Below are 15,115 nucleotides of genomic sequence, written 5' to 3' on the forward strand. Positions count from 1 at the left end.
AGGACCCGGATCGGATCTGATCCCGGCGTGCCATGATCTGGGTGCGTGCCGCGTCCGGCACGCACCGGGATGGGGAAATGATGCACTGGATTCTGGTGTCGGTGTGCGCGCTCTCCGTGGCCCTTCTGGCGGGGCTCGGGATCGCGGCGGTGACGACTGGCTGGCTGCCGTCGTGGGGCGGCCGCGTTCTGCGGCCGAGGCTGTGGGGATCCGGCGCTGTGGTGGGCGCCGTCGGCATGTCCCTGTTCATGTTCCTCGGGCCGTTGCGCGGGCCCGACCTCGACATGGCGCCCTACGCGATGAGCGGATTGGTCCTGTTCTTCGTGGGCGGGACGCTCCAGTGGGCGGGGAAGCGCCCCGGCCGCCCGGCACAGCCGATGACGACAGACCCGGGATGATGGGGGGCCCGCGGTGATCGCGGACTGGCACTTCGCGCTGGGGCTTGCCATGGGCGTAGCCCTGGGACTCGCGGCCGCCGTCGGGATCGCCGCCATACACACCGGCTGGCTGCCGAGGCGGGCGCGCGGCAGCGTCGTCCGGCGACGGCTGTGGGGCCAGGCGACGCTGGTGTTGACGGCGTCCCTCGCACTTCAGCCCCTGGCCCTGGCCCTGTTCGGTCCCGGCCCCGTCCAGTTCGCCGCCTCCCTCATGACCGGCGCCGGGATCATCACCGGCGTCGTCATGCGGAATCGTGCGATGCGCGACCGCCGCCGCGGCCCCGCTACGACTCCCGCCTCCTGATCTTCGACCCCAGCCACACCAGCGGGTCGTACTTGCGGTCAACTGCCCGTTCCTTCAAGGGAATCAGGGCATTGTCCGTGATCTTGATGCCCTCGGGGCAGACCTCCGTGCAGCACTTGGTGATGTTGCAGTAGCCGAGGCCGTGTTCGTCCTGGGCCGTCCGCTTGCGGTCCAGGCCCGACTCCGCCGCCGCGTCCAGCGGGTGCATGTCCAGCTCGGCGACCCGCATGAGGAAGCGCGGCCCGGCGAACGCCGGCTTGTTCTCCTCGTGGTCGCGGACGACATGGCAGGTGTCCTGGCACAGGAAGCACTCGATGCACTTGCGGAACTCCTGCGAGCGGTCCACGTCCTCCTGCTGCATGCGGTACTCGCCGGGGCCGAGGTCGGCGGGGGGTACGAAGGCGGGCACCTCGCGCGCCTTGTGGTAGTTGAAGCCGACGTCCGTGACGAGATCCCGTACGACGGGAAACGCGCGCAACGGCGTGACGGTGATCGTCTCCTCCCGCGTGAACACCGACATCCGCGTCATGCACATCAGCCGCGGGCGCCCGTTGATCTCCGCCGAACACGAACCGCACTTGCCCGCCTTGCAGTTCCAGCGCACGGCCAGGTCCGGGGTCTGGGTGGCCTGGAGGCGGTGGATGATGTCCAGCACCACCTCACCGTCGTTCACCTCGACCTTGAAGTCCTCCAGGCCGCCGCCCTTCACATCCCCGCGCCACACCTTGAAGCGGGCCTCGTAGCTGCTCACTCGTACAGCTCCTCTTCGGCGAGGTACTTGACCAGCTCCTCCTTCTCGAAGAGGGCGAGCAGGTCGGGACGGATGGGTTCGGTGGTTTCGCGTACGAGGTCGATCTGGCCGCCTACGGCGTCGGTCGCCGCCAGTCCGCCCGTGGGATCGGCGAGTTGGCACAGGAGGTTGATGCGCCGCCAGGCCCGCTCCATCGTCGGATGGTCCTCGCGGGTGTGGCCGCCGCGCGACTCCGTACGCTCCAGGGCGGCGCGTGCCACGCACTCACTGACGAGCAGCATGTTGCGCAGGTCGAGGGCGAGGTGCCAGCCGGGGTTGAACTGCCGGTGCCCCTCCACGCCCGCCCTGCGCGCCCGTACCCGCAGATCCGCGAGCTTCTCCAGGGCCTGCGCCATCTCTCCCTCGCGGCGGATGATGCCGACCAGGTCGTTCATGGTCTGCTGGAGTTCCTGGTGGAGGGTGTACGGGTTCTCGGGCGGGCGGCCGTTCTCCTGGCCGGGCTCGGGACCCTCCGCAGAGAAGGGCCGCAGCGCCTCCGCGGCGGCCGTGTCGACCTGGATCTCGTCCACGGCGGGGCGCCCGTCGGGGAGCCCCGCGGCATACTCGGCCGCGTGCAGCCCCGCCCGGCGCCCGAACACCAGCAGGTCGGAGAGCGAGTTGCCGCCGAGCCGGTTGGAGCCGTGCATGCCGCCCGCGACCTCCCCGGCCGCGAACAGTCCGGGCACGCCGCGGGCCGCCGCGGTGTCCGACTCGACCGCGATGCCGCCCATCACGTAGTGACAGGTCGGCCCGACCTCCATCGCCTCGGCGGTGATGTCGACGTCCGCCAGCTCCTTGAACTGGTGGTACATGGAGGGAAGCCGGCGCCGGATCACTTCGGCGGGCATCCGGGTGGAGACGTCCAGGAAGACGCCGCCGTGCGGCGATCCGCGTCCGGCCTTCACCTCGGAGTTGATGGCGCGCGCGACCTCGTCGCGGGGGAGCAGCTCAGGGGGACGGCGGTTGTGGTCCGGGTCGTCGTACCAGCGGTCGCCCTCCTCCTCGGACTGCGCGTACTTCTCCTTGAAGACGTCCGGGATGTAGTCGAACATGAACCGCTTGCCGTCGGAGTTCTTGAGCACCCCGCCGTCACCGCGCACCGACTCGGTGACGAGGATGCCCTTCACCGACGGCGGCCAGACCATGCCCGTCGGATGGAACTGCACGAACTCCATGTTCAGCAGGGGCGCCCCGGCCAGCAGTGCGAGCGCGTGTCCGTCGCCCGTGTACTCCCACGAGTTCGACGTCACCTTGAAGGACTTGCCGATACCGCCGGTGGAGATCACGACCGAGGGCGCTTCGAGGACGAAGAAACGGCCGGACTCGCGCTCGTAGCAGAAGGCCCCGGAGACGCGGTTCCCGTCCTTCAGGACCCGGGTGACCGTGCACTCCTGGTAGACCTTCAGGCGGCTCTCGTAGTCACCCGTCTCCTTCTTGTCCTCCTGCTGGAGGGACACGATCTTCTGCTGGAGGGTGCGGATCAGCTCGAGCCCGGTCCGGTCGCCGACATGCGCGAGCCGCGGATATTCATGCCCCCCGAAGTTGCGCTGCGAGATCCGCCCGTCCTTCGTACGGTCGAAGAGGGCGCCCCACGTCTCCAGCTCCCATACGCGGTCGGGTGCTTCCTGCGCGTGCAGCTCGGCCATCCGCCACTGGTTGAGGAACTTCCCGCCCCGCATGGTGTCGCGGAAGTGGACCTGCCAGTTGTCACCGGAGTTGACGTTGCCCATGGCGGCCGCGATGCCGCCCTCGGCCATCACGGTGTGCGCCTTGCCGAACAGGGACTTGCAGATCACCGCCGTACGGGCGCCGCGCTCCCGCGCCTCGATGGCGGCGCGCAGTCCGGCGCCCCCGGCGCCGACCACGACAACGTCCCACTCCTGCCGGTCGACCACGGACATCAAAAGGCCCCACTCATCTAGAAGAAGCGCGGATCGTCAAAGGCGCCGGACGCGACCAGGAAGACGTAGAAGTCGGCGAGTGCCACGCTCACCAACGAAGCCCAGGCGAGCAGCATGTGACGGGCATTCAGTTTCCCGACCCACTGCCACATCCGGTAGCGCACGGGGTGCTTGGAGAAGTGCTTCAGCTTCCCGCCGACGATGTGCCGGCAGGAGTGGCAGGAGACGGTGTACGCCCAGATCAGCGTGATGTTGATCAGGAACACCACGGTGCCCAGGCCCATGTGGCCCCAGCGATAGTGCTCGTCGCGGAAGGAGAGCACGGTGTCGTACGTCAGAATCCCCGCGACGACGATGGCGGCGTAGAAGAAGTACCGGTGGATGTTCTGCAGGATCAGCGGGAAGCGGGTCTCGCCGGTGTACTTCTTGTGCGGCTCGGGGACCGCGCAGGCCGGGGGCGACGCCCAGAAGCCGCGGTAGTAGGCCTTGCGGTAGTAGTAGCAGGTCAGCCGGAAGCCGAGCGGGAAGATCAGGATGATGATGGCGGGGGAGATGCCCCACCAGCTCCCGAAGAGGTCCGCGTTGGGCCCGGCGTGCATGGTCCGGCACCGCTCCGCCAGACAGGGCGAGTAGAACGGCGAGACGTACGGGGCCGAGTAGTAGTGCGTGTCCGCGAAGGCCCGCCAGGTCGAGTAGACGACGAAGGCCAGCAGGCCGGCCGCCGTCGCGGCGGGCGCCAGCCACCAGCGGTCGGTCCGCAGATGCGGGGCGGCGATCGCGGCGCGCGTACCGGTGCGTACGCCGCCTTGTCGGCTACCGACGTCGGACGTCCCCTGATCGAGTGATGTTCGCATCATCGGCTTGTGGGTCCTCCGGCGATCTCGGCTAGCGTTCGGGGTGCGATTCGGGACATCTGCCTGTGGGTCGGCTTCGTCGCCCCTGCCCCACCAGAGAGATGGGCCAGGGCCTCTTCGAAGTCGGTTGCCTCACCAGGTGATCCGGGTCGTGAGGGACCCCGCCCTCCCGTACTCGGACCGCATGCAGGACATGCGTCGCCGCCCGGGGGCGAAAGCGGGCGACCAGTGCGCCCAAGACCGTTCGGGGCGTGCCGCCGGACAGGCCTGTGCTACTCCGGTGCCGAGGAACGGTTCCGTACCAGTGGTCAATCGGTCCACTCCTTGAAGTAGCAGTAGAGGCGTGGTCGGCCGGTCCTTGAAGCGAGGAGCGTGCCGACCGCGGGTGCTCAATGCTCAGGGGGCGTGGCGGTCGCGGGCGCCGAGTCCCTCGTCGTCCGAGTCCGTCCACAAGCTGTTGTCGTACGGCGCGTCGGGAATGGCGACGAGATCAGGGCGCCGGGGGTTCGCGAGTCCGGGGAGGGCCTCGCGCAGCAGTGCCACGCTCTCGCGCAGGTGGTCGGCGTCGGTGTGGACGCGGCGCATGTCGAGCCCGCCGCTACCGATCTGTTGCTCCAGCCGCCCCACTGACCGGTTCAGGTCGTCGAGGCAGCGCTGGACTGACGTCAGTTCGTCGTGCACGGACATGACGTGACCTCACTTCCGTGGGTCCGGGACCAAGGCGGCAACGTTCATGCGCCTGCGAGTGTTGCGCGTCACACCTGGCCGTGTGAAGGGATGTGCACCGATTGGCGGATCGCGACCCTCCGAACGCGCCCATGTGCGCTCCGAATGCGCCGGGCTGCGCCCGAAACGGGCGTGCACTCCCCAGTGCGGCCGCGCACACCTCTCCGGCGCAGGCCGGGCACCTTGTGAGTCCAGTCGAGCACCATCCGGAGCCGCAGTCCAGTCGAGCACCGCCCGGCTCTCCGGCGCGGGCCCGCGCCTCTCGGCAGCCCACTCCGTGCCGCGCAGATTGCGCCGCACGGGTGATCTTCGGCCCGCCCACCGTCGTGTCGCCGCCCCCGCCCGACCCTCTCCCCCTTCAGTGGGCGCATAGATCTGATCAGCTCCATATACCGCCAAACGTGATCAGAACCTGACCTGCCCCCACAGCGGAGCGTCCCCCGGAGGTTGCAGTGATGTCCCACGACGGCGTCGGACTGCGCGCGGTGATGCGCTCGGTCGCGTTCCTCACCGCGGGCGCGCTCGCGGTACCCGCCCTCGCCGCGTGCAGCGCCGAGGAGGAGGCGAGCAAGCCCGTCGCCGCGCAGGACATCGCGCCCGCGGCCCGTGATCTGATCGCGGACGGCGGCACCTTGCGCTGGGCCGTGGACGCCGTACCGGAGACCCTGAACACCTTCCAGGCGGACGCCGACGCCGCGACCACCCGGGTCGCCGGAGCCGTACTGCCCTCGATGTACCGGTTCGACGCGATGGGGCGCCCGCAGGTCAACCCCGACTACCTGGAGTCCGCGAAGGTCGTCGAGCGCGAGCCCAAGCAGGTCGTGCTCTACAAGCTCAACCAGCAGGCGGTCTGGAGCGACGGCCGCGAGATCGGCGCCGCCGACTTCGCCGCCCAGTGGCGCGCCCTCTCCGGCAAGGACACCGCGTACTGGACGGCCCGCAACGCCGGTTACGACCGCATCGAGAAGATCGAGCGCGGCAAGAACAACCTGGAGGTCCGTGTCACCTTCAGCCGGCCGTACGCCGACTGGAAGTCGCTGTTCTCGCCGCTGTACCCGAAGGACGTCATGGGCACCCCGGACACCTTCAACGACGGTGCGCGCCGCAAGCTGAAGGTCACCGCCGGTCCCTTCGCGCTGAAGACGGACGACCGCCAGGACGGCGAGGTCCGCCTCACCCGCAACCCGCGCTGGTGGGGCCGCCCCACCAAGCTCGCCGAGATCGATCTGGTCGCCGTCGCCCGCGACAAGCGGGCCGCCGCGCTCGCCGCCGGCCAACTCGACCTGGCCGAGATCGACCCCGCCGAGGCCCAGCGGATCACGCTTGCCGGCGCCAAGAGCAGCACCCCCTTGGACGGGCCCGGAGCCACCGTCACCCCCTCGAAGGCGCTGCGCTCCTGGGCCGTCGCGCACGGCACCGACGAGGACGCCGCCGGCAAGGAGACCCGCGCCCGCAAGGAGCAGCGCAAGGCGATCGCGAAGTACGCGGGCCAGCAGTCCGCCCTGAGCGGTTTCGTGGTCCGCAAGTCCCTCGAACCCGCCTTCACCCAGCTCGCCCTCAACGGCTCCGAGGGCCCGCTTGCCGACGAGCGCGTCCGCCGCGCCGTGGCCCGCGCCCTCGACCGCCAGGAGCTCGCCCGGGTGGTGCTCCAGCCGCTGGGACTGCCCGCCGTGCCGGTCGGCAGCCACCTCGCCCTCTCGGGCCAGCAGGCGTACGCCGACAACAGCGGCGCTCTCGGCGGCCAGGACACCGGCGAGGCGCAGGCGCTGCTCTCCGATGCCGGATGGGTGCCCGGCGGGCCGGTCAAGGAGCAGAAGAAGCCGGAGAAGGCGGCCGGAGCCGAGGGCAAGAAGGCGGACTCCGAGGACGACTCGGACGGCACCGGCGACGACGGGACGTACATCGTCGGCGAGGACGACAAGCCCGCCGAGGCCGACCGGGAGAAGAAGGACCCCAAGGACCACCCCAAGGACCACTCCGAGAAGCACAAGCACACGGACGAGCAGGCCGGGAAGCACTTCGACGGCAAGCAGTACGAGCACAACGACGTCAAGCAGGGCGGGGCGCCGGGGGCGTACGCGCCCAAGGGCACGGCCGCCCCCAAGGGCACGGCCGCCCCCAAGGGCACGGCCGCCCCCGCGGGAGCCGCGGCCGGTGCGCTCGCCAAGGACGGCAAGCCGCTGACGCTCCGCTTCGTACTGCCCTCCGGTCCCGGCTCGGAGCCCCTGCACGTCGTCGCCGACCGCATCTCGCAGATGCTGGAGCGCATCGGCATCCGTACGGAGACGACCAAGGTCTCGGACAACAGCTACTTCAAGGACCACATCGCCTCCGGCCAGTACGACCTGGCGCTGTACTCCTGGCCCGCCTCCGCCTTCCCGGCCACCGACGCCCGCCCGATCTACGCGAAGCCGGTGCCGGCCGCCGACGGCTCCCTGACCATCGAGCAGAACTACACCCGCGTCGGCACCGACCAGGTCGACCAGCTCTTCGACCAGGCCATCGCCACACTCGACGAGGACGAGGAGCGCTCCCTGGTCCGCAAGGCCGACGCCCGCATCTGGGCCGCCGCCGGCTCCATCCCCCTCTACCAGCGCCCCCAGCTCACCGCCGCCCGCGCCGACCTCGCCAACACCGGCGCCTTCGGCTTCCAGACCCCGGTCTACGAGGACATGGGCTTCCTGAAGAAGGGTGTGCGGCGGGCGGAGCAGACGCCTGGGGCGGCGCGGACGGACAAGTAGGGTGTCCCCCGTATCCAGTGATCATCACTGGATACGGGGGACACAACGGGGGACGACCATGCGCCGGCGCGCGCTCACGAACACGGTGGCGGGCCTCGCCGCGGGGGCACTGCTCTTCGGCGCCACGGCCTGCACCGGCGGCGGGGACGGCCAGGACGAGAAGGGCGACAAGGGCGCCGCGGCGTGTGCGCGCGGCACGTACGTCTGGTCCGGCATCGTGCGCGAGCAGAAGCTGACCGGGCTCGCCGACCCGATCACGCTGAAGAAGAAGACGGACTCCGTATCGGTGCTGATCAAGCCGGTGCAGGGCGTCAGCTACAAGCCCCACATGACGTCCACGGGGGCCGGAGTCCGCGCGGCGGACGCCATCAAGGCCCTGGGCCGGCATCTCAAGACGGAGGAACCGCTCGCGGACCCCTCGGAGTCGGCCGTGCCGGAGAAGACCGGGGAGTACTTCCGGATGAACACGGGGGACCTCAAGGGGTCGTACTACGCGTGGGGGTCCGTCGCTCTGGTCGAGGCCGACTTCACGTACACCTGCCCGGGCGGCGGCGCCGAGCCGGTCAGGGGCCATGTGATGAGCTGGGAGACGCTCGGCGGCGGGTTCCTGACCTGCGGTGACCCCATGATCGACGAAGGCCCCTCGAAGTCGGACGCCGCCGCGCGCACCGCCGCCCGCGAGACCTGCCCGGCCGGTTCACCGGCAGCGAAGAGCGCCTGATCACGAGGCCGGGATCGCGGTCCCGGGCCCTCGCGCTCGGGCCCGCGGAGGCCGCCTCCGTCAAGGCCACGTACCATGGGGTAAGGCCGTGGCGTGTTCAGCCCGGCAGGCCCCGCGCAGCGGCGGCCGTCCACTCACCCCGGGAGAAGCGCCTCAATATGGCCACGCGCCACGACATCCGCAACGTTGCCATCGTCGCCCACGTCGACCACGGCAAGACCACCCTGGTCGACGCCATGCTCAAGCAGGCCGGTGCCTTCGCCGCGCACGCCGCCGAGTCGCTCGACGACCGCATGATGGACAGCAACGACCTGGAGCGTGAGAAGGGCATCACGATCCTGGCCAAGAACACGGCCGTGAAGTACCACCCCAAGGATGGCGGCGAGGCCATCACGATCAACATCATCGACACCCCCGGCCACGCCGACTTCGGCGGCGAGGTCGAGCGCGGTCTGTCGATGGTGGACGCGGTCGTCCTCCTCGTCGACGCCTCCGAGGGCCCGCTGCCCCAGACCCGCTTCGTGCTGCGCAAGGCGCTGCAGGCCCGCCTGCCCGTCATCCTGTGCATCAACAAGACGGACCGCCCCGACTCGCGCATCGACGAGGTCGTGAACGAGGCGTACGACCTCTTCCTCGACCTCGACGCCGACGAGGACCAGATCGAGTTCCCCATCGTCTACGCGTGTGCGCGTGACGGCGTGGCCTCGCTGACCAAGCCGGAGGACGGCACCGTCCCGGCCGACAGCGACAGCCTGGAGCCGTTCTTCTCCACGATCCTGGAGTCCGTGCCGGCCCCGTCCTACGACGAGACCGCCCCGCTCCAGGCGCACGTCACCAACCTCGACGCGGACAACTTCCTCGGCCGTATCGCGCTGCTCCGCGTCGAGCAGGGCGAGCTGCGCAAGGGCCAGACCGTCACGTGGATCAAGCGCGACGGCACGATGTCCAACGTGCGCATCACCGAGCTGCTGATGACCGAGGCGCTCACCCGCAAGCCCGCCGAGGTGGCCGGCCCCGGTGACATCTGCGCCGTCGCCGGTATCCCGGACATCATGATCGGCGAGACCCTGGCCGACCCCGAGAACCCGATCGCGCTGCCGCTGATCACGGTCGACGAGCCGGCGATCTCGATGACGATCGGTACGAACACCTCGCCGCTGGTCGGCCGTGGTGGCACCGGCAAGGGCGCGGACGCCAAGGCCGCGGTCAAGGACCGCAAGGTCACCGCCCGCCAGGTCAAGGACCGCCTCGACCGCGAGCTGGTCGGTAACGTCTCCCTCCGTGTGCTCGACACCGAGCGCCCGGACGCGTGGGAGGTCCAGGGCCGTGGTGAGCTCGCGCTCGCCATCCTGGTCGAGCAGATGCGCCGCGAGGGCTTCGAGCTGACCATCGGCAAGCCGCAGGTCGTCACCCAGGTGATCGACGGCAAGGTCCACGAGCCGGTCGAGCGCATGACGATCGACGTCCCCGAGGAGCACATGGGCGCGGTCACGCAGCTCATGGGCGTCCGCAAGGGCCGGATGGACAACATGTCCAACCACGGTTCGGGATGGGTGCGTCTGGAGTTCGTCGTGCCGTCCCGCGGTCTGATCGGGTTCCGGACCGAGTTCCTCACCGGCACCCGCGGCACCGGCATCGCGCACTCGATCCACGAGGGCCACGAGCCCTGGTTCGGCGTGCTGACGACCCGTAACAACGGCTCGCTGGTCGCCGACCGCTCCGGCTCCGTCACCGCGTTCGCGATGACGAACCTCCAGGAGCGCGGCGTGCTGTTCACCGACCCGGGCACCGAGGTGTACGAGGGCATGATCGTCGGCGAGAACTCGCGCGCTGACGACATGGACGTGAACATCACCAAGGAGAAGAAGCTCACCAACATGCGGTCGGCCGCGGCCGACTCGTTCGAGGCGATCGTGCCGCCGCGCAAGCTCTCCCTGGAGCAGTCGCTGGAGTTCTGCCGCGACGACGAGTGTGTCGAGGTGACCCCGGAGGCCGTTCGCATCCGCAAGGTCAACCTGGACGCCCGCGAGCGTGGCCGCGCCGCGAGCCGCGCCAAGCACGGCTGATCGGCTGTCCGGTACGGCTGGTCCGTACCGACTGAGCCCGGGTGTCCCCATGCTGGGGGCACCCGGGCTTTTTGCAACCGGTTTTTTCCGCTCGCCGCGTCCGAAATGCGGAACCTCCCGCCCGATACGCATGTAACACGTCCGTTTCGCGGGCTTCTCCCTCGGATCAGTTTGTCCAGATTTTGGAAGATGTACGCGTCAGCTGTGATGGAACCGAGACCTAAAGGCGGTGGTCGGTATCTGACTCATGTCAGATAGTTAGCCGCGTAACGCTCGGGTCAATGGGTCATGCGCTGTGGGGACAGCGCCGACTCACGAGCACAGTGGGGTGTTTGACCCTCCGTCAGGGGTGTCGGAGGTCAGTCAGGGACCCCTCCTGTCCGTGCACCGGTTGAGTCATGAGGAGGCATCAGATGCCAACTACGCGTGTTCATCTGCGAGTTGTCGCACGCCGCGCCCCGGCGCCCAGCGACCGATAGGCATACGTCTCTCCTGATCCGCATGGTCCGATTCGTGGCCGCCCACACCCTGTGGCGGCCGCGGACTCGGCGTACCCATGAAATGGACGAATCATGACGAGTCCGATCGAGATCCAGGGCGCGGAAGCCTCCACCGAGGTCGACGAGCAGGTCAAGCAGAAGCGTTCCGGCACGCCGGAGAAGCTGGCGGGCCGATCGCCCGGCCAGCTGATGTGGCGCCGGTTCAAGCGCGACCGCAGCGGTGTCGTCTCCGCGTACATCGTGATCTTCTTCTTCCTGGTCGCCGCCCTCGCTCCGCTGATCTCGAAGCTGTACGGCAAGAACCCGTACACGCTCTACGGGCAGGACAACCCGCTGCTCCTGAACGACTTCAACATGCCCTCCGGACCCAACGGAGGCATCACCTCGGAGTACTGGTTCGGGATCGAACCGACCCTGGGGCGCGATGTGTTCATGCAGCTCCTGTACGGCATGCGCACCTCGCTGTTCACGGCGCTCGCGGCGACGGTCGCGATGGTGCTGATGGGGGTGCTGATCGGCCTGGCCGGCGGCTACTTCGGCGGCAAGGTCGACTACTGGCTCGGCCGGCTCACGGACTTCCTGCTCGCCTTTCCGCAGCAGCTGTTCATGATCGCGTCGATGCCGGTGATCACCGCGGTGTTCGTCGCCCCCGACGAGGAGACGCCCACCTACATCCACGCGCTCGCGATCATCGGCGTGCTGTGGTTCCTCGGCTGGATGGGCCTCGCCCGGCTGCTCCGGGCGGTCACCCTCTCGCTGCGCGAGCGGGAGTTCGTGGAGGCGGCGAAGGTCGCGGGCGCCTCCCCCTGGCGGATCATCCGCAAGGAACTGCTGCCCAACCTCGTCACACCGATCCTGGTGCAGGGCACCTACATGCTGCCCAACACCATTCTCTCGGTCGCCTTTCTCTCCTTCGTCGGCGTCGGCTACTCCGAACCGACCCCCGACTGGGGCCGGATGTTCGCCATCGGGTCGGACATCTACGAACAGGACCCCGTCTACATGTTCTTCCCGGGTGTCGCCATGGTCGTTTTCGTCGTGGCGTTCAACCTCCTCGGTGACTCGGTCCGGGATGCCTTCGATCCCAAGACGGGCCGCTGATTTCGAGAGCGGGAGACCGCTGTCACCCGGGAGCCGGCGACGACCGGCCGTGCACTGCCAGGCAGTACCAGTGGATCACTGATCACAACTCACAGGCAGGTGGACTCGACTCGATGAGCATCCTCAGTTCCCGCAGAGCGCGGACCGCCGTCGTCGCGGTAGCGGCCGGCGCCCTCGCGCTGGCCGGCTGCAGCAGCAGCGACAACGGCAACGGCCAGAACAAGAGCAAAGACAAGAAGCAGGCGGCCGCACAGTCCGCGGCGGTGAAGATGGGCACCGCGCAGGACTCGACGGGCCCCGCCGAAGAGGTCACGGGAGCCAAGCCCGGCGGCACGGTCCAGGTGTACGAGGAGGACGACTTCTCGCACCTCGACCCGGGCCAGATCTACGTCAGTGACGGCGGCCTGCTCTCGAAGCTCATCTACCGCGGCCTCACCACGTACAAGGAGGACGCCAAGGGCGGTCTCACCGTCGTCGGTGACCTCGCCACGGACGCCGGCAAGATTTCGGACGGCGGCAAGACCTGGACGTACACGCTGAAGGACGGGGTCAAGGACGAGACCGGTCATGTGATCGACTCGGCCGACATCCGCCATACCTTCGAGCGGCTCTACGACCCGTTCATCACCGACGGCCCGTCCTACATCCAGCAGTGGCTGTCGGGTTCCGGTACCGCCTACCGCAAGGCGTACGCCGGTCCGTTCAAGGGCAAGCACCTGCCGGACACGGTCCTCGCGACCCCCGACGACAAGACGGTCGTCTTCCACTTCGCGGCCGCGCAGCCCGACCTGCCGCAGGCGCTGGCCATGGCCGGCTACTCCGTCGTCCCCGAGAAGACGGACACCAAGGCGAAGTACGACACCAAGCCGGTCGCCGTCGGCCCCTACAAGATCTCGGAGTTCAAGGCCGGCAAGAGCGTCAAGCTGGTCAAGAACACCAACTGGGACCCGAAGACGGACCCGATGCGTCACCAGTATGTCGACGGCTTCAACATCGACATCAACCACGACGACGAGGACCAGACCAAGACGATCCTCGCCGACCGCGGTGACGCCAAGAACGCCATCATGATGACCGGTCAGGTCGCCACCACCCAGGTGCAGAAGGTCGTCTCCGACCCCGCGGCGATGAAGCGCACGATCCAGGGCTACGCCCCGTACGTGTGGCAGATGAACTTCAACATGGACCGCCTCAAGGACAAGAAGATCCGCGACGCGATCACCTACGCCATGCCGTCCACCGCGGTGTACAAGGCAGACGGTGGCGCGTACGGCGGTGAGGTCGCCAACAGCCTGATGTCGCCCACGACTCCGGGCTACCAGAAGGACTACGACCCGTTCGACCGGGCCAAGCACCCGAACGGTGACATCGCGAAGGCCAAGAAGCTGATCGACGAGGCCGGCGCCAAGGGCATGAAGATCGTCTACGCCTACGCCAACATCCCGGTCCGCCAGCAGCAGGCCGTCCTCGTCGAGAACGCCCTCACGAAGATCGGTCTGGACGTCCAGAAGAAGGAGATCGACGCCGCCACCTGGTACGAGCAGGTCGGCAAGGTCAAGAACGGCTTCGACATCTACATGACCGGCTGGGGCCAGGACTGGCCGTCCGCCAACACCGTCTTCCCGCCGCTGTACGACGGCACGCAGATCCAGGACGGTGCGTCGAACTACGCGCACATCAACGACGACCACGTGAACTCGGAGATCGTCCGCATCCAGAAGATCACGGACACCGCCGAGGCCACCAAGGCCTGGACCGCCCTCAACCAGTACATCAGCGAGAAGGTCAACCCGGCGTCGCCGATCTACTACACCAAGGTGTTCCAGATCGCCGGCTCCAACGTGGGTGGCCTGCGCTACTCCACGGTGACCAGCTACACCGACCCGACCCGGATCTTCCTCAAGAGCTGACCACGGTCCCGGGGCGCACTCCGGTGCGCCCCGGGCGCTCCTGTCCCTGGCCGCCGTCCTGAGAGCAGCGTTCCGCCATGCTTCGATTCCTCCTTCGCCGGACGTTCGGCGCTGTGCTCATCCTCCTGCTGATCAGCGCGTTCACGTTCTGGATGTACTACGCGATCCCCCAGGACCCGGCGACCCTCGCGTGCGGCAAGAACTGCACCCCGGACGCGCTGGCGATCATCCACAAGAACCTGGGCCTCGATGATCCGGTGCCGGTGCAGTACTGGAAGTTCCTCGTCGGCATCTTCGCCGGGCGCGACTTCGCCGTGGGTCACTGCCCGGCCCCCTGCTTCGGTGTCTCCTTCCGCGACCAGCAGATGGTCTGGTCCACGATGATGGACCGCTTCCCGCTGACGCTGTCCCTCACGGTCGGCGGTCTCCTCGTCTTCCTCGTCGTCGGCCTCGGCACCGGCCTCATCGCCGCGCGCTTCCGGGGGACCTGGCTCGACAAGACGTTCAGCAGCATCTCGCTGGTGCTCAGCTCCATGCAGATCTACTTCCTCGGCCCGGTCGTCCTCGGCATCTTCGTGTACAGCACCGGCTGGCTGGACAAACCCAAATACGTGCCCCTCACGGAGAATCCGGCCCAGTGGTTCATGGGCCTGCTGATCCCCTGGCTCGTCATGTCCGTCATCTTCACCGCCAACTACACGCGCATGGCGCGCTCGACGATGATCGAGCAGCTCCAGGAGGAGCATGTGCGCGCGGCCCGCGCGAAGGGCATGACCGGCAGATACGTCTTCTTCCGCTATGCCTGGCGCGGCTCGCTCATCCCCATCCTGACCATCCTCGGCATGGACCTCTCGGCGCTGCTCGGCGGTGCCGTCGTCACCGAGTTCACCTTCGGTCTCGCGGGTCTCGGCCGGCTCGCCGTGGATTCCGTGGTCGGCAAGGACCTGCCGAAACTCATGGGCGTGATGATCTTCAGCGCCGCGTTCATCCTGCTGCTCAACGTCATCGTGGACGCCCTGTACGCGGTGATCGACCCACGCGTCCGTCTGTCGTAGCCCTGCTCG

Annotated in this window: 12 protein-coding genes; 8 read left to right on the top strand and 4 right to left on the bottom strand. The window is 68.4% G+C overall.

Going from position 1 to position 15,115, the window contains the following annotated elements; genetic code table 11:
- Positions 1 to 77 precede the first annotated feature (77 nt).
- Both ACZ4WS_RS06895 and ACZ4WS_RS06900 read left to right on the top strand, forming a co-directional pair.
- The gene (locus ACZ4WS_RS06895) at positions 78 to 398 is read left to right on the top strand and encodes a hypothetical protein (RefSeq protein WP_467977867.1); all 321 of its coding nucleotides are present in this window, start codon (positions 78 to 80) and stop codon (positions 396 to 398) included.
- Between the two features lie 13 nt (positions 399 to 411).
- Positions 412 to 741 carry a hypothetical protein gene (locus tag ACZ4WS_RS06900; RefSeq protein ID WP_467977869.1) on the top strand — a complete coding sequence of 110 codons (330 nt, stop codon included), beginning with the start codon at positions 412 to 414 and terminating at the stop codon, positions 739 to 741.
- Here ACZ4WS_RS06900 and ACZ4WS_RS06905 read toward each other — a convergent pair.
- From ACZ4WS_RS06905 to ACZ4WS_RS06920, 4 genes are all read right to left on the bottom strand, one after another.
- Positions 722 to 1,492 (bottom strand): succinate dehydrogenase/fumarate reductase iron-sulfur subunit, encoded by a 771-nt coding sequence (locus tag ACZ4WS_RS06905; protein ID WP_467977871.1) that lies wholly within the window; start codon positions 1,490 to 1,492, stop codon positions 722 to 724. The genes ACZ4WS_RS06900 and ACZ4WS_RS06905 overlap by 20 nt on opposite strands.
- The gene (locus ACZ4WS_RS06910) at positions 1,489 to 3,432 is read right to left on the bottom strand and encodes a fumarate reductase/succinate dehydrogenase flavoprotein subunit (protein WP_467977872.1); all 1,944 of its coding nucleotides are present in this window, start codon (positions 3,430 to 3,432) and stop codon (positions 1,489 to 1,491) included. The genes ACZ4WS_RS06905 and ACZ4WS_RS06910 overlap by 4 nt, the downstream gene beginning before the upstream one ends.
- Before the next feature lie 17 nt (positions 3,433 to 3,449).
- On the bottom strand, positions 3,450 to 4,286 hold the full coding sequence (locus ACZ4WS_RS06915; protein ID WP_467978334.1) for a hypothetical protein: 837 nt from the start codon (positions 4,284 to 4,286) through the stop codon (positions 3,450 to 3,452).
- Positions 4,287 to 4,682: 396 nt separating this feature from the next.
- Positions 4,683 to 4,973 carry a hypothetical protein gene (locus tag ACZ4WS_RS06920; protein ID WP_467977874.1) on the bottom strand — a complete coding sequence of 97 codons (291 nt, stop codon included), beginning with the start codon at positions 4,971 to 4,973 and terminating at the stop codon, positions 4,683 to 4,685.
- 494 nt (positions 4,974 to 5,467) lie between these two features.
- Here ACZ4WS_RS06920 and ACZ4WS_RS06925 point away from each other — a divergent pair, with 494 nt between their 5' ends.
- The 6 genes from ACZ4WS_RS06925 to ACZ4WS_RS06950 all read left to right on the top strand — a co-directional run bounded on the left by ACZ4WS_RS06925 (position 5,468) and on the right by ACZ4WS_RS06950 (position 15,106).
- Positions 5,468 to 7,753, top strand: coding sequence for an ABC transporter family substrate-binding protein (locus tag ACZ4WS_RS06925; protein ID WP_467977876.1), 2,286 nt, complete (start codon positions 5,468 to 5,470; stop codon positions 7,751 to 7,753).
- A gap of 58 nt (positions 7,754 to 7,811) precedes the next feature.
- A complete protein-coding gene (locus ACZ4WS_RS06930) occupies positions 7,812 to 8,474 on the top strand; it encodes a hypothetical protein (protein ID WP_467977878.1) in 663 nt (220 codons plus the stop codon).
- A 158-nt stretch (positions 8,475 to 8,632) separates the two neighbouring features.
- A complete protein-coding gene (gene typA, locus ACZ4WS_RS06935; protein WP_467977880.1) occupies positions 8,633 to 10,540 on the top strand; it encodes a translational GTPase TypA in 1,908 nt (635 codons plus the stop codon).
- Between the two features lie 572 nt (positions 10,541 to 11,112).
- Complete coding sequence (locus tag ACZ4WS_RS06940) at positions 11,113 to 12,141, top strand: ABC transporter permease (RefSeq protein WP_467977882.1); 1,029 nt, start codon at positions 11,113 to 11,115, stop codon at positions 12,139 to 12,141.
- Between the two features lie 113 nt (positions 12,142 to 12,254).
- Entirely contained in the window at positions 12,255 to 14,051 is a 1,797-nt protein-coding gene (locus ACZ4WS_RS06945; protein ID WP_467977884.1) for an ABC transporter substrate-binding protein, read from the top strand.
- Positions 14,052 to 14,128: 77 nt separating this feature from the next.
- Positions 14,129 to 15,106 carry an ABC transporter permease gene (locus ACZ4WS_RS06950; RefSeq protein ID WP_467977885.1) on the top strand — a complete coding sequence of 326 codons (978 nt, stop codon included), beginning with the start codon at positions 14,129 to 14,131 and terminating at the stop codon, positions 15,104 to 15,106.
- The last annotated feature ends 9 nt before the right edge of the window (positions 15,107 to 15,115 follow it).

The organism is Streptomyces sp. NPDC029292 (genome assembly GCF_055569295.1).